Consider the following 20,273-nt stretch of genomic DNA (forward strand, 5'->3'; position numbering starts at 1 on the left):
TCATCCGGCGACGGATTGCCACGTTGGCATGGCATGGCTGCCCAGCGGACGCAGTGCCGTCATCGTAGTCAGCAGGATCTGGGCCTCACCGCAGTGTGTGGCCAGTTCCGTGGCGAACGCGTCGGCACCGTCGGACGTGGATATGACGGTGATGCCCGCCTGGTCGAATATCGTTGCGAGGCTGCGACTCACCATCCCGCCGTCCCACGGCCCCCAGGCGAGGGAGCGCACGAGGCAGTCCGGGCGTCGAATCCGTTCGACGGCCAGCACGTGGTTCAGCGTCTCGTTGGCCATGGCGTAGTCGCATTGACCCACATTGCCGAACCGGGCGACCACCGAGGAGAAGGCGACCAGCAGCCGCAGCGGATCACCCTCCGTCGCCTCCAACAGGGCCTGCAGGCCAACCACTTTGGTGTCGAAGACCGAATCGAAACCCGCATCGGACTTCTCGGAGATCCGCATATCCGCCAGCACCCCGGCGCCATGGATGATCCCGTTGACAGGGCCCCAGTCCCGCCGTATCTCGGCGAGCGCCCGGCGCAGTGCGACGCGATCGGAGACGTCCAGCGCGAGGTACCGTACCTCGGCGCCTGCCTCGGTCAGGTCGGCCACGGTGCGCCGCACCTCGCGGATGGCGAGGATCCGGTGCGCCTGCGCCTGCAGCCGCGCGGGCGGCGAGGAGCCGTTCTGCCCGGCCAGCAACCTGGTCAGGGTCACCTCGTCGGTGGCAGAGGACAGTCCGTCCGGCTCGTTCTCCAGCGGGGTGCGTCCGATCAGCACCAGCCGGAGGCGACGGCGAGCGACCAGCGCCCGCACCGCGGCCGCCGTGATCCCCCGGGCGCCTCCGGTCACGACCACGACGGAGTCCGGGTCGAGCGGGATGTCCGGTCCCGGCTCGGCGGCAGTGGGCACCTCATCGAGAGTGATCCGGCCACCGTCGGCCCGCAAGCCCACATCGAGCTCGGGACCTCCGGCGCAGAGCTCGTCGACGATTGCGGTGGCGATGCGGTGCGCATCCAGGCCGGCGCGCTCACAGTCGATGGCCTTCACCGCGACGCGCGGCCATTCCGCCGCCGCGGTCCGAGCCAGCGCCGCGAGTCCGCCCAGCCAACACCGCTGTCCGTGCGCACCGCGCAGCCCGAAGTCGCCGCCGGTGTCTTGGACGGTCACGAAGATCCCTCCGTCTCGTTCCATGCCCGGTGCGACCGTGCACGCCACGTCGAACGCCTCCCCGACGATGGCGACGCCGTCCTCCACCGAGTGCACCTCCCGGAGGCCGCCCAGGTACACCACCCCGCGGGCATCCTGCGGAACCTGATGCACCACCTGGGCCGAGAGCCCCCGTCCGGCAAGGTTTTTCACCACATCCTCGGCCACTCCACCACCATCGTCGGTCACCAGCAGCGGTATTCGATCCAGGCCGACCATCGCCTGACCGCACGAGCTCACCGCAACGGCGTGCACCGTCAACCGGGCCACCGATTTCCCGCCGACCGGAGGGCTGGTGTCGGGCACCGACGCGGGCAGTGCATTCTCCAGGTGTTCCACGATCTCGCCGACGGTGCGGATGGTCATCAGCTCGGCCAGCTGGTCCGTAGTGGACGCGCCGATGTCCGGCAGCCAGGGCATCTCCTTGCGTAGCGAGGAGAGGATGTCCACCCGTTTGATCGAGTCGATGCCCAGATCGGTGTCGATCTGCATATCCAACCCGATCAGCTCGACCGGGTAGCCGGTCTTATCGGCCACGATCGCCAGCACCGTCGAGGCGATGTCCACCGGCTCGCCGAGAGGCGTTGCGGCCTGCAGGCTCAGTTCGTTCACGGGTTCCGACCGTGCCGGTTCGTCGGGGATGGGGACCACAGGGGTCCTCGTTGGATGCGGTTGATCGGTACCGAGCAGCGCGACGAGTGTCGTCAGCGACTGTTCGGCCATTCTCAAGTAGGCCGTGTGGGTTTCGGCCATAGCCCGCTGATAGGCGGCGTGCGCCTCGGCCGTCTGCCGCTGGGCCTCCTGAATCGCCTGCGCCACACTGCCGTCCATCACGACCGCGATCCGATCGGCCTCGGTTCGAGCGGTCACGGTGTGGGCGGTCACGGGCTCTGGGTTCGGCGGAGGTAGGGCGGCGGCGCCGCCCGGCGGCGGGTACTTCGTTCCCGCATTGCCGCCGTTGAGTGCGGTAACCATTCGGGGACGGTCGGGCTCGTGCTCCGACGGGCGGATCACGGGCGGCGGTGCGCCATCCCACAGGTGAGCGCAGTCCAGTCGAACGCCCCGCACAGCCAGTTGTGCCAGGGCTCGGTGGAGGCTGGTGATGCCGTGCATGCCTGCGCGATCGATGGCGACAGCGAGATGTTCGCGGTCACCGAGGATGCGGCCGACCAGGCCGGTGAGCGTTGCTCCGGGGCCGACTTCGACGAATGTGCGCACACCGTCGCCGTACATCCGCTCGATCACATCGGCGAAACGGACGGGCGCGGTGATCTGCTCGGCGAGACGGCCGCGGATCTCAATCGGATCGGACGGGTACGGGGTGGCATCGGAGTTCCCGTACACCAGGATGGCTGGGGCGCTGACCTCGACACCCGCTAGATACTCGGTGAGAGGCTCCACCGCCTGCGCGACCAGGGGGCTGTGGAAAGCGGTGGCCGTGTCGAGCCGACGGGTCCTGATCCCGATCCGTGCCAGCACCTGCTCCGCGGCGGCGATCCCCTCGCAAGTTCCGGAGAGCACCACCTCGTCCGGGCCATTGTGATTGGCCACCCAAACCTCGCTCACCTCTCCCTGATCCAGGGCCGCAGTCACCTCTTCGGCACCGGCCAGTGCCGCCGACATCGCACCGGCCGTCGCCGCGGCATCACGCATCACCTCGCCCCGCCGCCGGGCCAGCCACATCAGGGTGTCCTCGTCGAAGGCGCCCGCGGCGTGCAGTGCCACCAACTCTCCGAAGCTGTGCCCGGCTACGCAGTCGGGCCGCACACCCAGCGCGTGCAGCAGCGCCGAACTGGTTGCGGCCAGGGCTGGTTGGGCCCACTCGGTGGCCGTGAGTCGCTCGGTTTGCGCGGAGCGTTCATCGTCGGTGAAGGCGGGGATGGGATGGACGACCGAGTTCAGCTCGGGCAGGATCTCCGCGGCGCGATCCCACACCGCTGAAGCCTGCGCCGAGTGGATGGCCAGATCCGCACCCATGCCGACGTACTGCGATCCTTGCCCAGGAAACAGGAACGCCACCTTCCCCGGCTCGTAATCCCCCGCCGCGTACGCGATTCCGGCGGGAGTGGCGAATGCCGCGTGCGGATCCTGGCCGATGCGCTCCGCTGCCTGGCTCAGCTTCTCGCGTAGCCCTGCGATATCGCCCGCGACCACAGCGAGTCTGGCGGACTGTTCGGAGCGAAAGTCCCGCTGGCTCTCGTAGGCGAGGACAGTCAGGTCGACGTCGGCCCCCATCGCACAACGGGCGCGCAATTCTTCCGGTGAGTCCGCAGACAGTAACACCAACTCGTCCGGAACGACACGGCACCGCACCGGAGCGCCGCCCGTGGCACTCGGCCGGTATTCCTCAACTGTGACATGGAAATTCGTACCGCCGAAGCCGAAGCTGGACACCCCGGCCCGGCGCGGGCGCACGCTCACCCACGGACGGGACCGGGTGTTCAAATACAGTGGACTGCAGGCGAAATCCAGTCGGCAGTCCGGCTGGTCCACCTTGATGGTGGGCGGTAATATCCTGTGGTGCAAGGCAAGTACGGCCTTCAGCAGGCCCACCGCGCCCGCCGCGCACTTCGTGTGGCCGTACTGCGACTTCGCCGAACCCAGTGCGCACCACTGCCGGTCGCTCCGTCCGGCGGCGTCGAACACCTCGCACAGCGCCTCGAACTCGGCCATATCACCGGCGACCGTGCCAGTGCCGTGCGCCTCCACCAGTTCCACCGCGTCCGGTCCGTATCCAGCCTCGGCATAGGCGCGACGGACCGCGCGGACCTGGCCCGCGGGCACGGGCGCGTAGATCGATGCACCCCTGCCGTCCGAGGACGAACCCACTCCCCGAATCACGGCGTAGATGCGGTCCCCGGCAGCTTCGGCGTCGGCCAATCGTTTCAGTGCGAACATGACTACGCCCTCGCCCAGGACGGTCCCGTCCGCACCTTCCGCGAACGGTCGGCAGTCGCCCGTGGGCGACAGCGCCGGGGTCTTGCTGAAGCACAGGTACGCGAAGGCGCTGTTGAACGTGTCCACGCCTCCGGTCAGCATCATGTCGGCGCGCCTGAGGACCAGTTCGTCGACAGCCATCGACAGCGCGGCGAAGGAGCTGGCACAGGCCGCGTCGGTGGTGCAGTTGGGACCGTGCAGATCGAACCGGTTGGCGATCCGTCCGGCGATCACATTGCCCAGCAGGCCCGGAAATGTCGACTCCTGCCAGGGCGGTGCGTAATCGGCGACGGCGTCGCAGATCCGACGCACCTCGGACTCGGGAAGGCCATGTTCCCGAAGCACTTTCGTCTCGATCGGGCGCATGAGCCGCGTGCTCATCTCACCGGTCAGCTCCAATTGCGCAGCGCCGAGGATGACGCCGACCCGCTCGGTGTCGACCGCGTCGAGCCGCCCGCCGGTGGCATCCATGAGGGCCTGCTCCGCCGCGATCAGCGCCAGCAGTTGCGCCGTATCGGTGGTCTGCAGAATGGCCGGAGGCACCCCGTGCGCCAGGCAGTCGAACTCGCTATCGGGCAGGAATGCCCCTCGACGACAATAGGTTTTGTCCGGGGCGTGCGGGTCCGGGTCGTAATAGTCTTCCACCAGCCACCGGTCCGGCGGCACATCGGTGATCTGATCGTTGCCCTCCACGATGTTGCGCCAGAAGCCGGGGACATCAGTGGAACCGGGCAGCAGCGCGCTGATACCGACGATCGCGATGGGCACCTGAGGTGGCTCGTGAGCAGACATGGGCTCCTCCTCTCGGGACGAGTGCCGGGGGCGTCGCCGGTGGTGTGGGGGTTCGGCCCCACACCACCGCTGACTTTCAGGGTGTAGTGAGGGTGCCGGTCTCATTGCCGGTCGTGGTGAAACCGGTGAAACCGGGATCGAGAGGGCACACCGGTGCACCGATCGGGGACACGACCCCCGAACCCGAACCGCTTCCGGTGCTGCCTGCCAGCTGACCACCGCCGAGCCTGAACGACGGCACCTCGGCGGAGATGCGGCCGTCCGGGCCGACCACCGGGGCCAGCTCACCCGTCGCCGTCCCGAAGGAGCCCGCGAAGGTACCCGAGGTCACCTTGAACGGCACGCTGACCGAGGTGACGCCATTGGCTGTGGTCCAGCTGGGCGTCGCATCGACCGTGCTGGTGCCGATCGTGGCACCTGTGGCGTCGAGCCAGGTGACGGTTCCGTTGCCCGCGCCGGTACCGGCGAGACAGGTGCCCGTCGCGGTTCCCGACCCCGACGCCGATGCGCCCTGGATATTGCCGCCACCGTTCACGCACGGACCTAGCGTGTGAACGCTCCATTGCAACGTGCCGGGCGCGCTGCCCGGCATGAGGGACGCTTGGAAGTCACACGCCACGGTGAACGCATTGCCAGCGGCCTGCTGGGCCGACGCCGATGCGAACTGGTATCCGAGAACGGCTGCGGCGGCGAACACCAGGTAGCCGAAGAGTGCGGCCATCACGCGCAGCCGTCGCCTGCCTGCGCGTGGTTGCTGTCCGCTGTCCGTATTCATTTCTGTCCTCCGATCTGGTCTTTCCTGATCTCGCCCCGCGGAGTCCGCCCTGTGCGGCGCGGGGACGCTCATGCGCTACAAGTGCGAATTCGCCTGCCACAGCACGTCGGCCAGATCCGCGACGGTCCGCACGCCGATCGCGACGTCCTCGTCCAGAACCAGTCCGAGCCGTTGTTCGATGGCGACCAGGCCCTGGACCAGCTTCAGCGAGTCCACGCCGGGCAACTCGAACAGATGGGCATCCGGCGGGACCCCGGCCGGTTCCAGTCCGAGGTTTGCGGCGATCAGTTCCCGCACGGTCAGCAGGAATTCCGCTCGGCCGGCACTGGCCGGATTCAGCTCATCCGGGATGCCGTTGGTACGCATGGCTTCTCCTCGAGTGATGGATGGTTGGTCGTCATCGAGAGATCGACAGGCAGGCCGTGACCGGCCATCGTGGCGAGCATCCGCGCGATGCCGCCGACCGTGTCGGACCCACGGCGGTCCACCGACACGGCCACGTGCGGCGCGTCGCCCAAGATCGCGTCGATCCACCGGGTGCAGTTCGCGCCCGGGCCGACCTCGATGAAATAGCGGTACCCGTGCCGGTAAGCCGCCCCGACCAGCCGGGGGAAGTCGATCATCCGACGCAGCATGGTGGCCATGGCCGTGGTGAGGCGATCGGGCGCGAGGTCCTGCACCCGGTCGTAGCCGCAGGCGCTGAACAGCTCGAGGTCCGGGAGCTGCCCGACGACGGGGCTCACGAACCGGGCCAGCCGCGCCGGGTCGGGCAGCGGACAGTGCAGCACATAACTGGCCGCGGCGGGCAGGCCGGGGGCGGCCACGGCGGCGAGCACCGATCGGCACTGTGCGGGATCACCGGCTATGACAACCTCATGGGGGGAATTGATATGAGTGAGGAAGACCCGACGGTGCCGCGCCACCTGCTCGGCCATCATCGCCGCATCGGCGAAGACGACCCACGAGCCCCACACTTGACCGTCGGGGACCTGGGCAGGAATTCCCCACCGCGCCCGCACCACCCGCTTCGGCCCGCCCAGATCGGATGCAAACAGTGCGGGATCCCTGGCCACCCAGTCGTCTTCGGTACCCGTACGCCATCCCGGCGCATAGATCATGCTCAGCTCACCGAGGCTGTAGCCGAGGGCACCGTGCACCGGAAGCCGATGCAGGTCGCGCAGGATGCGCGTCTGCAAGAACGAAAACCCCACACCACTGGTGACCAATGCCGCAAAGTCCGCCAGCAACGCCTGATCGGTCGCGGCCCTGCCGTGAAGCCGGTCGGCACGGTCCAGATAGCGCGGGACGATACCGGCGGCCTCGGCCAGCAGCAACAGACCGGGATACGGCCGGAGCATGTCCCGGCCCAGTCCGGCATAGGGACTGAACACACCCGGAAACACCAGCGCGACCCGCCCATCGCGCCCAACAGGTCGGGATGTGCAGAAGCTTCCGGACGGAGTCCTCCAATCGCGTCCCGCACGGTGTGCTACGGGTAGTGACGTGAGAGCTGTCGACAACTCCTGCCGAATCTGATCGATATCGCGGCCGCAGAACACCGCCCGCAGCGGACCTGTCGACGGCGACGCGGCCCACGGGTCGGAAGCCGCGCGCAGCGCGGAGATGCGAGCCAGCAGATCCTCCATCGTCCGCCCGGCCACCGGCAGCAGCAGCGGCCCGGCGCTGCGGGACCAGTCCACGGCGGTGACCTCGCCGCGCAGGGTCGCGCCGGACAGCAGCACCCGAGCGTGGGTGCCATCCGCGTCACGCCCGGACAGCAGCGCTCGGTTCGGAATTCGCGGGGATGTCCGCACCCAGGGGCGGGGGCGTGCTCTCTCATCCGCAGGAGGCAGGTAGCAGTGATGGAGGCACAACGCTGCACGGACGACACCCAGTAGGAACAACGTTCCGTCCGCCAGACCGAGAGTGGTTGTCGGAAGGTCGATCTCGACGGCGTTGCTGGCGTCGTCGACGGTAGGCGCCGCGTCGACCGTCGCGTAGATCCGGCGTCCGATGGTTGCCTGCCCGCCACTGACCAGCAATGCCACGGCGCCGATGCAGTCCACCGCGGTGATCACAACCGAGCGGACGTCCTTGTCGCCCAGCATGAATCGGGCGATCGCCAAGGCCGGAGCAACACCGGCCGCACTCTTGTCGGCCCCCGCCGGGACCTGCGAGCCCACTGTGATCATGGCGACCGCGGAGCCGTCGTGACCGCCATCGGCGAGTGCCTGGCCGATGGCGGTGGCCGCCGCGTCGGGCGGCGCGGACATCGGCGCCTGCGGCGTCGAGCGACCCGTGTAGTTGGCGCATTCAAACTGGTCTATGTCTGTGAATTCACCTATCGCGCAACCCAATCCGATGATGGCGAGGGAACCGTCCGGCCTCATGGCTGTACCCCCTCACCATCCGGCCGCAGCACACCGCGCACTCCCAGCAGCTCCAGCCACGGCGATCCGTCGTTATCCAGCAATGCGACATCGCATTCGGCCCACCCGTCGCCGACGTGAGTCGCGTGCACGATGCAGTCCAGGACTGTCTCGAGCGGGCCTGCGCGGTGCACTCGGCACTCCGCCACCGCCATGGGCAGTGTCGCGCCGCCGAGGGCCCGCTCTCCCCACAGACCCGCCAACTGGAGGGCGCCGTCGACCGCCGCGACGTCGACGCGCCAGGGGCCGCCCTCCCATCCGAGGTCTCGAAGACCGATCACGGTGCCCGCGGCCCCACCGTCGGATACGCCGCGTACGGTCTGCAGCGCGTGGAAACGCGGTCCGTGGAACAGCACGTACCCGTCGTAGATCCCGACCCGCGCAAGGGGTTCCAAGTCCTTCGGCACGACCCATCCACCGGCCGACGAGGGTTGGGCCCGTACCAGCCGAGCCCGACAGCACGGGGCCTGGTCGATGCCGACCAGTTCGAGCTCGACCGCCGACTCATCGATCTGCCTGCCGTGCAACGCGAATCGGTGTCCGCCATTGCGCATTCCCGGGAGGCTCATTGTGCGCAGCACTTTCACCCGGCGCAGGACGACCGGGCCTGTCGTGGCCGAGGCCAGCCAGTTCATCATCAGGGCCACGGGCACCACCGGCACTCCGGCGACCGCGTGGTCGGCGAGGTAGGGGTGCGAGCGCTCGTCCACTTGCACTTCCAATAGCGTCCGCGCCTGATGTGCCGCCCCGTCCCCACCGGCGATGATGAGCACGCGGACGTCGGCTGGGCTCGCATCGAGTTCGGCAACGAACGCCCGGCCACCGACCTGTGGCTGGATGAGGGACATGCCGCGGCTGTGGAACTGCCGCGCCAGCGCGGGAGTGACCATGCCGCCTTGCCACGGCCCCCAGTCGATGACCCGGACGGCGCAGCCAGGACGCCGAGCACTTTCGGCCGCCGCCATGTGCGCGAGGGTCTCGTTTGCCATGGCATAGTCGGCCTGACCGACATTGCCCCAGCTGGCGGACAGCGAGGAGAACACGCACAGGGCGCGAACCGGATCGGAAGCCGTCGCCGCCAGCAGCGAGCGCAACCCCTCCACCTTGGTGCCGAATACCTCCTCGAATTGCGCGTCGGTCTTGTCGGCGATGCGCTTGTCCGCGAGCACCCCGGCGCCGTGCACGATGGCGTGGATCGGCCCCCATTCATCCCGCACCTCGACCAGCGCCTTCGCGACGGCATCCCTGTCACGCACATCCACCGGCAGGTACCGGACGGTGGCGCCGGCGGCCTCCAGGGCGGCGAGAGTGGCTCGCACCTCGCGGGCGGCGAGCAGTCGCCGGGCCCGTGCGGACAGTTCGGTGAGTGCGGGGGTCGTGCCTTGGGCGCGAGCGCGATTCGCCAAGGCGCGGATGAGGGCTCGCTTGTCGGTGGCGTCCGCGAGGCCGTCCGGCTCGTCCTCGAGCGGCGTACGACCGAGCAGCGCCAGCCGCGGTCGGCACTGCGCTGCGAGAGTCCGTAGCGCGGCGGCGGTGACGCCACGTGCGCCGCCGCTCGCGACGACCACCGCTCCGTCGTCGAATCCGCTTGGGGCTGCTGGGTATTCGGCGGCCACTGTCTCGAGGGTGACCCGGGTGCCGTCGACACCGAGTCCGACGTTCGGTGCCGACCCGCCGCGCAGCAACTCGGTCACGATGGCCGTGGCGATCGCGGCGGGATCCCGGTCGCCGCGGGCGCAGTCGATGGCCTTCACAGCGGCTCGCGGCCACTCCTGCGCGGCCGTCCTGGCCAGCGCCGCCAAGCCGCCGAGCCACGCCCGTGTGGGATCGGCCCCGGACAAGCCGAAGCGGCCGCCGGTGTCCTGCACGGTGACCAACACCCCTCCGCCGGCCTCGATCGCCGGGGCGATCGTGCGCGCCACCCGCAGCGCGTCGCGTTGAATTGCCACGGCCTCTTGGTACGACGACACGGCGCGCAGCCCGTCGAGCAGCACCACGCCGCGCGTCCCGGCCGACACGTGTCGGCACACCTGGGCCTCGAGCCCTTGGGCAACCAGCATTTCGGCGACCATCGCGGCGATACCCGCACCATCGTCGGTGATGACCAGTGGTACGTCGGCAAGCCCGCCGAGAGATCGGCCCGTCGCAGACTCCGGCACTACGCGCAGCGTCAGCCGCGTCAGCGCCGAGTCCCCGTCAGGCGGCTCGTGCCCACCACCAGCCTCGAACCCGTCATACGCAGCTACAGCTTCGCACCGGCCGCGTGCGGTATCGGGCTCGTATCGGTCGAGCGCGGCGGCGACGTCGGCGAGTGAGCGCAGCTGCGTGAGGTCGGAGAGGGCGAGGGTCTGGTCGGGAAGGGACAGGTCCGGGCGGAGTTCACGAATCCTGGTGTGGATTTCGACGCGTTTGATGGAATCGAGGCCGAGGTCCGCCTCGAACTCCATGTGCGGCTCCAGCATCTCCAACGGGTAGCCGGTCAGATCCGCCACCACTGAGCGCACCAATGCATCCACGTCGAGGTCGGCACTGGCTGCGGGCGCGGAATCGCGAACGGCGCGCCGCCAGTCCCGCTCGTCTTCTGCGGCCGTCGTCTCCTCGATCCGGGGCCGCACATAGGTGCCGCCGGTGATCCTCACCGTCGTCCCCGACGGCGAAGCGCTGTCTCGATCGGCGGGCGGCGGCGGGTAGCTTTCCCACAGCGCCGAGAAGTCGAGTGCGACGCCGTGCGCGGCAAGCCGGGCCAATGCCTTGTGCAGGCTGGTCATTCCGTCCTCGCCCCTCCGATCGAGGCTCACCGCGAGATGGTCGCAGTCTCGCAGGGTCTCTCCGACGAGACCGGTAAGGGCTGCTCCCGCACCGATTTCGACGAAGATATCCGTCCCATCCCGGTGCATCGCCTCGATCATCTGGGTGAAATGGACGGGCGCCGCAAGCAAACCGGCGATGCGGCGCCGGATCCGGTCGGGGCGGGTCGGATAGGCGGCCCCGTCGGCGTTACCGAACACCGGCAACCGTGGCCGCCGAATCTCGATGTCGCGCAGGAAATTCAGGAGCGGCTCGACCGCATCGGCCACCAGCGGACTGTGGAAGGCCGTGGCCGTGTCGAGCCACCTGGTCGCGATGCCTGCATCGGTCAGGCGTCGGTCCAGAGCGGCGATCGCTGCCACGGCACCGGAGGCGACCAACTGCCGAGGCGCGTTGTAGTTGGTGATCCATATCTCGGCGCCGCCCCCGGCGTCGATCGCGCGGGTGACCTCGTCACAGGTGGCGGCCACCGACAGCATCGCACCGGGTGCGGCGGCCGCGTCGCGCATGAGCTCCCCGCGTCGCCGCGCCAGCAGGATCAGGCTCTCGGCATCGAATACACCCGCCGCGTGCAGGGCCACCAGTTCACCGAAGCTGTGCCCGGCGACGCAGTCGGGACGCAGGCCGAGTGATCGCAGAATGTCCAGCAGCACAAGGCTGTGCACGGCCAGTGCGGGCTGGGCCCATTCGGTCGCGGTCAGTCGTGCCTGCTGCGCGTCTCGATCGGCGTCGGTGAACACCGGTGGCGGGAACACCACGTCGGCCAGCGGCCGGTCGCCGAGATCGAGCCCCGCTGCCCAGTCCCACCTGGCCTGCGCTGTGGGGACCGCCATCGTCACCGCGGTACTCATGCCGATGTACTGGGCTCCCTGGCCGGGGAACAGGAAGGCCACCTTGCCCGGCGGCGCATCGCCGATGCCGTAGTGGATCCCTGAGGGTGTCGCGAAACCCTTGGTGCCCGGGCTCGTCTATCAGCGCTGTCGCCTGGTCGAGTTTCCCCCTCAGTTCCTCGGCATCGCCGGCGACGATCGCCAACCTGACCCGATCGGTGTGCCGGAACCGGAATTGGCTGTCCCGCGCGATATCCGGCAGGCTCCCGGAGGTTTCGACGGCGCGACAGCAGCCGATCACTTCGTCGATGGTGCCGCCGCTGAACAGGACCAGCTCGGAACGAGTTGTCCTGCAGCGCCGCGGCGACGGCCCGCTGTAGGACTCCAAGGTGACGTGAAAGTTGGTGCCGCCGAAGCCGAAACTGGAGACCGATGCGCGGCGCGGATGGGGCTGCGCGTGCACCCACGGCCGGGCCTGGGTGTTGAGGTGGAAGGGACTGTGGGGCAGATCCAGATCGGGATCCGGATTGGTCACCTTGATCGTCGGCGGGAGCACCCGATGGTGCAGCGCGAGCACGGCCTTGAGCAAACCCGCTGCGCCCGAGGCACATTTGGTGTGGCCGATCTGCGACTTCACGGTCCCCAGTGCGCACCACTGCCGATCGGTCCTGCCGGATGCGTCGAAAACCTGCCGGGCGGCGGCAAATTCGACCGCGTCGCCGACCCGGGTGCCGGTGCCGTGCGCTTCCAGCAGCCCTACCGTGGCCGGGTCGTATCCGGCAGCGGCGTAAGCCCGGCGCAGGGCCCGTTCCTGCCCTACCGGATCCGGCGCGTAGATCGAGGTGCCCCGGCCGTCCGCCGAAGACCCGATGCCCCGGATCACGGCGTAGATTCGATCACCGGCGGCTTCGGCATCGGCCAACCGCTCGAGCGCGAACATGACGATCGCCTCGCCGAGCACGGTCCCGTCGGCGGCGTCGGAGAACGGTCGGCAGTCGCCGCTGGCAGATAGAGCCGGAGTCTTGCTGAAGCAGGTGAATGTGAACGGGTCGTTGGCGCAATCGACGCCGCCGGTGATGATGAGATCGGCTTGGCCCAAGGCGAGTTCGTTGGCGGCCATCGACAGCGCGGCCAGCGAGCTGGCGCACGCGGCGTCGAGGGTGCAGTTGGTGCCGTGCAGGTCGAACCTGTTCGCGATGCGCCCGGCGATGACGCAACCCAGCAAGCCGGGGAACGTGGCTTCCTGCCAGGATGGGAAATACGCCGAGATACGATCGCAGATCGCCTGCACCTCCGAGTCGGCGATCCCGCTGTCCCGCAATGCCTTCGCCCATACCGGCCGGAACATGCGGCCGACCATCAGACCCATCAGCTCGGTCTCGCTGGTGCCCAGAATGATGCCGACCCGCTCCCGGTCCAGCTCGCGGTCCCGCCCGTCGGCGACGTCGGCGATCACCTGCTCGGCGACCATCAGGGACAGCAACTGCGCCACATCCGTCGCCGGGAGCAGGTGCGGTGGCACGCCGAACCGCAGCGGGTCGAAGTCGACCTCCGGCACGAATCCGCCTCGGCGACAGTACGTCTTGTCCTCCGCGGCGGGATTCGGATCATAGAACGCGGACACCGGCCACCGGCTCGGCGGTACCTCGGTGATCAGGTCCCGGCTGTGCACGACGGAGCGCCAAAAGTCCTCGACGGTTGTCGATCCGGGCGCCAACGCCCCGAGTCCGACAATCGCGATCGGTGTCTGTTGGCCGGTCATGGCGCCTCCCAGCACAAGGGGCGCGGCGCGAAGCCGTAGGCCGAGGTCGGGACGGGGACGCCGAAAGCGCGCAGTTGGTGTACGCGGGTCGCGACCGCGGCGCCCTCCAACAGGTTTCGGGCGATCTGCGTGACGGTCCGGTTCGCCGGGTCGGCCAGGAAGCTTCCGGAGGTCCAGCGGTTGAACGCACCCGCCGCGGGGCCGCACCACAACTGGTAATCCGCCCGGCGCTCGGTCTCTCCCGTGATTGCCCACCGGCTCGACATGCCGAGGTACCAGCGGAATACCAGCGCCATCCGGTGCTTGGGCTCGGCGTGTGCGCGCTGAATCTGGGCGGGGTCGCGGTCCTGCCAGAACTGGCGGGTCAGTTCCCACGCTTGCTCCAACGACATGCGGAAGATCTCCCTTTCCAAGCGGTTTCGGACCTCCTCAGGGATCGACTCCAGCGACGGATAGGAGCGATATGCCTCGTAGAGGCGGTTGGCACGGGCGGCGAACATGGTGCCGCGCCGCAGCACCTGCACTTTGATGCCCAACTCGAACGCATCGGCGGAGGGCGCCATGACCACATCGGTCTCCTCTGCCTGGGCGAGCAATGCTTTGGCGTCCTCGGATTGATCGGCTTCCACGGCCATCTGGTTGACGGAGCCGGTGAGGACGTACGCCGCGCCCAGCGCATACGCCGCCGCGATACCGACCGGGTTGCCCAATCCGCCCGCCGCTCCGACGCGAACCGGGTCCAGGTAACCGAATTGCTCTACCAGCGCATCACGCCGGGCCCGGATGGCAGGCAATGCCGTCGTGAGCGGGCGGTTGTCGGTGTGCCCGCCGCTGTCGGCCTCGACCGTGACATCCTCGGCCACCGGAACCCGCACTGCCAGAACCGCTTCGGTCTCGGTGAGCCGTCCCTGAGCGACCAGCGCGTTCACCATCGCCGCGGGAGCCGGACGCAGGAACTGTTCGGCCACTTCGGGTCTGGACACCTTCGCGAACAGGTGGACCGAGCGCACGATTCGTCCGCTCGGGTCTGTGCGCAGTCCAGATGCGGCACACCGCACCACCGCCGGGGTCAGTGTCAGATACGCCGACGCCGAGATCCGCGAAACACCGTGCCGCAGCAGCAGGTCTACCACGTGCTCCTCATGTCGAGGGTTGGCCGGGTTGTGGATGAGGTTCACTCCCCAGTTCGTCACTCCGCCGAGTCGTCGAGCGAATCCGGCCACCGTGCGGTCGATCGTGTCCAGGTCCAGACCGGCGGCCCCGAAGAATCCGAGCATCCCGGCTCGGGCCATAGCCTCCACCAAACGAGCGCTGGCGATGCCGCCTGCCATCTCACCAGCGATATAGGCGAAGCGAGTTCCGTGGGCGTGGCAGAACGTCGGATCGCCGAGCGACTCGGGTGGCAACACGGGCAAGGTGCCCACCACGGGGAATTCGCTGCCGTTGACGTGCCCGTCGGTGGTGAGGGCACCGCCTCTGCCTATACCCAGTGCGCCGTCGGACGTGCGGGAGATGATGTGCACCGGTTCCCGAATCCGCTGCGCGGAGACCACAAGATCGGCCGGGGAGAATGCGGGCCGGTGCTCCCCGGGCCGCCACCCGACAGTCGCTGGGCGAGTAACCATCTCGGTAGTCACAGGGTTCATCGCTCGGTTCCCCTCATGGCTGCGGCGGTGACAGTGGTCGTCTCGCAGTGGAACTGGCCGCCGCGCCGAGCCGAGCCGGGCAACCACCAGTTGGCGCGGCCGAGCAAACGCATGATGGCGGGCACCAACAGGGCACGTACCAGGGTCGCGTCCACCGCGACCACGATGAAGATCCCGATACACAGCTGCTTGATGAACAGGATGTCGCTGTCGGCGAACACCGCGGCGACGACGAGGACCGTGGCCGCGGTGGCGGTGATGATCGGACCGGACCGCTGCAGCCCACCGGCGACAGCGGCGGTGTTGTCGCCCAGCGCGTCGTACTCCTCGCGCATCCGGCTGAGCAGGAAATACTCGTAATCCATCGACAATGCGGTGACAAGCAAGAGCATGACCAGCGGCGTGATGGGATCGATGGACCCGACCCGTGCGCCGCCCACGAGACCGACCAGGTGACCGTCCTGAAATATCCAGACCAGGGAACCGAACGCGGCGCCGATGGAGAGCACGTTCATCAACAACGCCTTGACCGGGAGCACCAGGGAACGCAGCGCGATCAGCAACGGCACGAACATGAGCACGGCGCCGTACAACACCGCCCACGGCAACCGGGCCTGAATGAGATCCAGGATGTCCACCATGAAGGCGGTGGGACCGCCGACGAGCACCTGGGTACCGGGTGGCGGTGGCAGTCGGCGGATTTCGCGGACCAGATCACGAGAGGCAGCGTCTCCGACCACGCCGGAGTGCCCCACGTAGATGACCGCGGTACGCCCGTTCTTCGCGGTCACCAGACCTCCGACAACACCGGGAGTCGCGCCGAGATTCCGCGTCAGCGTGGACAATTCCGCATCACCCGCCGAGGTGTTCAGCCGATCGGGGAAGGTCGCCACCACCTGGATCACCCCGACCCCGCTGAACCCGAAATCATGGAACAGGTCGTCGGTCGCCGCCCGAACCGGCGCGTGAGCCGGGAGTGTCAGCTGATCGGGCAGACCCACCACCGCGTGGAATACCGGCACCCACAGCAGCACCAGGACCGTACCGACACCGACCAGGTAATGGACGGGGCGACGCATGACGGACCGGGCCAGCCGCACCCAGCCAACCCGAACGCGTTGGCGCCGACCGGGAAACGGCAGGCGCAGCATGTCGATCCGTCGGCCCAGCGCGGCGAGCAGCGCCGGGAGACCGATCACGCTGAGCAGCACGCCGAATCCCATCGCCAAAGCGACGGTCAGCCCGATCACGTGCGCGGCCTGGATCGGGAAGAAGACAACCACGGTGGTCAGGCCGCAGATGGTCACGCCGGAGAAAAACACCGTCCGCCCAGCGGTGCCGACAGTGGCGGCCACGGCCTCGTCGACACCCCGGCCACGGGCGAGTTCCTCCCGGAAACGGCTGACCATGAACAGACCCGCGTCCACCCCGAGCGCGAGCCCCGCAGTCACAGCGGCGTTCAGCGCGAAGACCGGTATCTCGACGAATCGGGCAGCGATCCCGAGTGCCCCCAGCGTCAAGGCGATGGTCACCCCACCGAGGACGACCGGGATCGCGGCCGCGACCGGACTGCGGAAGAGCAGCAGAAGCAGCACCAGAATCGCCAGCGATGCGATCACCTCGTTGCGCACAGCCTCATGGATTGCCGTGTGGGCGATCTCATCGATCGCGGGCACGGGTCCCGTGTAAGCGAGCTGCACACCAGTGGCGGACAGTGAATTCCGCAGCCGGTGATACGCCGCCACCCGCTCGGCGACATCGTTTCCCGCCAGCGACAATGCGACGAAGGTGGCATGCCCGTCGCGGGAGACCATCATGGGGTCGGGATTGCCCCAATAGGTGGTGGTTTCGGTGACGATGCCGGGCGGTAGTGCCGCCAGGGACCGTTCCACGGCGGCACGGAAGGCGGGATCGGCGATCTGCAGCCGATCGTTGCGATAGATCACCAGGACATCGACGTAACCGCCGCCCACGGTGCGCACGGCCACTGCGGCGCGGTGCGATTCGGCGGAGGGAGCGCCGTAGTCGGTGTAGTCGCCGAGGCCGAGACGGCCGTTGCGACCGGCCCCGGTCACTACGGCCAGCAGCACCAGGGGGATCGAGACCGCCAGCACCGCCCATCGGCGCCGGGTCACGAAGCGGGCTATCGCGGCGAACATCTGTCCCCCTGGTCCATCGTCGCGAGGAGGTCGATCTCCGCCGCCACCAACCGGCCGAGGCCGTCACCGTCGCTCAGTGCGACGTCGACGGTGAAGCCGAGACATGCCTGGTCGCCGTAGGTCAGCAGGTATGCCATGATCGGGGCGCCGACCGGTAGCGGGCTCAGTGGGACGATTTCGCGGACCCGCCGATCCCGGTACCACACGGTGTCGGGCGGCCCAGGGAGCATGCCCGCAACCAGGCTGATCTGCCAGGGGCCCAAAACGAATGCGGCCAACGGGATTCCGAGCCAATGCGGTGCCCACCGCAGGACGGCGGGGATCACCGTCAGATAGCCACTGTGCTTGGCCATCGCCCGGGACCGCGTAACCTGTTCCAGCCGCCGCAGCGGATCCGGCTCGCCGCATGGGAGCGCGACCCGCAAGTGTGCCGCACGATTGCCGAGCTGCCGCTGGCTGCCCAGGCCGCGAGTGCTGGCCGGGACCATTGTCCACACTCGCCGCGCGCTCCCGCGCCGCCACGACAGGCCCGGCCATGCCCGGAGCGCACCGGCCAGCGCCGCCAGGTACACATCGCCGAGCTGCGCCTCGTGTCGCCGACCGGCCTCCCACAGCCGCTCCAATGGCATTGTCGTCCAGGCGATGTGCCGCCTACCGGACAGATCGATCGCTCGGAACGGTGGCAGCGCGAGCGGAAATACGCTGCGCAGCAACCGGGGCAGATCCCGGATTGCCTGCCGGACATCACGTGTCCACCGATGCCGGAGTGCGTTGTCGGCGCCCGATGTCGTCCCTTGCGCCAGGACCGGTGGCTCGCCGCGACCCAGCCGCCGCAGTAACTCCAGAACCGCGACACCGTCGAACAGCGCGTGACTGGCCCTGAACAGGAACGCCCACTCGTCATCGGCGTAACCGTGGATCAACCACATCTGCCACAGGGGTGCCGTCAGGGACAGCGGATTCCGCGCGATGTCGTCGATCGCCGCGCTCAGCCCCTCCGGTCCCGAGTCGTGCGGGACGGCGTACTCCCGGACGTGGTTGTTCAGGTCGAGATCGGCTATCTCGGTCCACCAGGGTCGACGCCACAGCCGAACCGGTTGGGCGAGGGCGTAACGGAATTCCGGCACCGCTACCAGCCATGGGCGCAATGCCGCGTGTATCTCCTCGAGCGTGAGCGGCGGCCCGTCCACCCGCAACAGCCCGCCGACCACGATGCCACCGTGATGCGGCAGCGAGAGCCTCGGATAGAGCAACTCGCCCAGCACCACAAGGCGTTCGATCAGGGTCAGGCGGCGGACGCGGCTGCCGGATCCTGTCCGCAGCGCAACCTCCACGGCTTCGAGCAAGGAGTGCAATCTCACACAGCGGAGGTTGTCACCGGTTTCCGCGACGGCGACCACCTGATGTTGGCGCCCCGAGCCAACCAACGCGGGAGTCCGCATCCATCCCAAGTTGGGTTCGCCGTCGGCACCGGCCACGGACCTTATCGCGTTGGCAGCACAGAAAGTTGGTCATGATCTGGGACGTTGCACACACACTGCGGCCAGGACGGTGCTCCGTCCCGACATCGCGGGGCCTCACCGAGGCCCGGCCTCCAGTGAAAGAGAACATCGTCATGAAAAGTTCGAGCCAACATGCACCAAGCCCAAATGTGTAGCGCCTGTACCACTCGTTTGAACTACCCGCCTCGACGAACGTCGATTGTGTGTGAACGACTATGCCGTTGACGTGCTATACGGCCGAATCGCGAGCTGCCAGCTCTTGGGCTCGGGCGGCGAACCAGGTGGCGATTTCTTCGCCTCCGCCGCCGTTGTCCAGGCCGATCCGGCTGGCTGCTCGTACACGGCCGATAAGCCGACGACATGCCACATCACCGTCCCCGAACCCCCTCCCCCTCGAACCCGTCACAACCACCACCGGCACCTGCCGCATCCCCTGCGAACCGTGGCGGTTCGCGGGGGATGCGGGGTGATGGTCGGCCCACGGGCCGGTCCCCGAAATCAGGCCAAATCGAACCGATCGAGGTTCATCACCTTGTCTCACGCGGCGAGCGGCACTGCCACCGCCAATCGCGACCGACAAACCCTCAACCAGCCCGGTCTTGGCCGCCGTGCGCAATCGCAGCTCATCAGAGCACCTTTCGCTCATTTCCGGCACGAAGTGCCGGAAATGAGCTGAATGAGCGAGGCTAGGCGCACATGGGAGGCACGGTGACGCCGTCTGCTTGTCCCTGAACACACACCACCGATCCGAGCGGAGCCGTCGGGTTGACCGTGATCGTCCCGTTCAGTGGCTGGCCATCGACGTGGCCGTTCGCGGTGCCGGTCAACGTCGTACCCGCCAGGCTGTAGCTGCCGGTTCCGCTGGACGGGACGCCGAATAGGTTCAGGTTGGCACTGCAGCCTGCACTGCCCACTGTGCCGCTGCACGCCCAGCTTCCGTTGAACACCGGTATTGTCAGGACGTTCAAACTGCCGGTGAGAGTGCTCCCGCTGAGGCTGCCAGTATACGAGCCATTGCCCGCGGAAACCCCGGTGCCGGCGACGGAGACCGTCTCGGTGCCGGTGGCGGTGCCGCTGACGGAGCCGAGGTTCAAGGTTCCGGCGACAGTGAAGGTGACGCCGGTCCCGGCTAATGGGGCGACCGCTACAGCGCAGGAGGCGTTGGAAGATACGCCGACGTTGACAGTACATGGCAGTGGTGGTTGCGCGTTGGCGGTGAGGGGCATGAGAAGCGTTATGATCCCGAAACCCACCATGGCGACGAGAACCGCAGGCAGGTGCCGTGCTGGGGCAGCGGTGCGCCTGGTGCGGGTTGGCTCGAGACTCTTCATCACGATGTTCCTTTTCACGAGATGTTCAGGCCTCGGCGAGGCCCGGGAACGTTGGGACAGATACCGTCCTGACCCGCAGTGTGTTCTCGAAGT

Annotated in this window: 9 protein-coding genes and 1 pseudogene; all 10 read right to left on the bottom strand. The window is 68.2% G+C overall.

All coding sequences use genetic code 11. From position 1 onward, the window contains the following. The 10 genes and pseudogenes from HPY32_RS41445 to HPY32_RS41485 all read right to left on the bottom strand — a co-directional run bounded on the left by HPY32_RS41445 (position 1) and on the right by HPY32_RS41485 (position 20,180). Positions 1-4,938 (bottom strand): type I polyketide synthase, encoded by a 4,938-nt coding sequence (locus HPY32_RS41445; RefSeq protein ID WP_171983293.1) that lies wholly within the window; start codon positions 4,936-4,938, stop codon positions 1-3. A 76-nt stretch (positions 4,939-5,014) separates the two neighbouring features. Next, positions 5,015-5,713 carry a hypothetical protein gene (locus tag HPY32_RS41450; RefSeq protein ID WP_156674389.1) on the bottom strand — a complete coding sequence of 233 codons (699 nt, stop codon included), beginning with the start codon at positions 5,711-5,713 and terminating at the stop codon, positions 5,015-5,017. Between the two features lie 75 nt (positions 5,714-5,788). Then, the gene (locus HPY32_RS41455) at positions 5,789-6,079 is read right to left on the bottom strand and encodes an acyl carrier protein (RefSeq protein ID WP_067586859.1); all 291 of its coding nucleotides are present in this window, start codon (positions 6,077-6,079) and stop codon (positions 5,789-5,791) included. After that, positions 6,049-7,986: a hypothetical protein gene (locus HPY32_RS41460; RefSeq protein WP_067586856.1), complete on the bottom strand. Its 1,938-nt coding sequence runs from the start codon at positions 7,984-7,986 to the stop codon at positions 6,049-6,051. Before HPY32_RS41460 ends, HPY32_RS41455 begins: the two co-directional genes overlap by 31 nt. A 113-nt stretch (positions 7,987-8,099) precedes the next feature. Next, complete coding sequence (locus tag HPY32_RS41465) at positions 8,100-11,801, bottom strand: SDR family NAD(P)-dependent oxidoreductase (RefSeq protein WP_197696469.1); 3,702 nt, start codon at positions 11,799-11,801, stop codon at positions 8,100-8,102. 271 nt (positions 11,802-12,072) lie between these two features. Then, positions 12,073-13,542: pseudogene (locus HPY32_RS45425) on the bottom strand (beta-ketoacyl synthase N-terminal-like domain-containing protein); the annotation flags it as partial. Continuing rightward, a complete protein-coding gene (locus HPY32_RS41470) occupies positions 13,539-15,188 on the bottom strand; it encodes a PfaD family polyunsaturated fatty acid/polyketide biosynthesis protein (protein ID WP_082871272.1) in 1,650 nt (549 codons plus the stop codon). The gene HPY32_RS41470 and the pseudogene HPY32_RS45425, both read right to left, overlap by 4 nt. Further along, complete coding sequence (locus HPY32_RS41475; RefSeq protein ID WP_067586851.1) at positions 15,185-17,347, bottom strand: MMPL family transporter; 2,163 nt, start codon at positions 17,345-17,347, stop codon at positions 15,185-15,187. Before HPY32_RS41475 ends, HPY32_RS41470 begins: the two co-directional genes overlap by 4 nt. Further along, positions 17,332-18,708: a wax ester/triacylglycerol synthase domain-containing protein gene (locus HPY32_RS41480; protein ID WP_171983294.1), complete on the bottom strand. Its 1,377-nt coding sequence runs from the start codon at positions 18,706-18,708 to the stop codon at positions 17,332-17,334. Before HPY32_RS41480 ends, HPY32_RS41475 begins: the two co-directional genes overlap by 16 nt. An 827-nt stretch (positions 18,709-19,535) precedes the next feature. Further along, positions 19,536-20,180, bottom strand: a complete 645-nt coding sequence (locus HPY32_RS41485) for a hypothetical protein (protein ID WP_156674387.1) — start codon at positions 20,178-20,180, stop codon at positions 19,536-19,538. Between the last annotated feature and the right edge of the window lie 93 nt (positions 20,181-20,273).

Origin of the sequence: Nocardia terpenica (assembly GCF_013186535.1) — a bacterium.
Lineage (GTDB): Bacteria > Actinomycetota > Actinomycetes > Mycobacteriales > Mycobacteriaceae > Nocardia > Nocardia terpenica.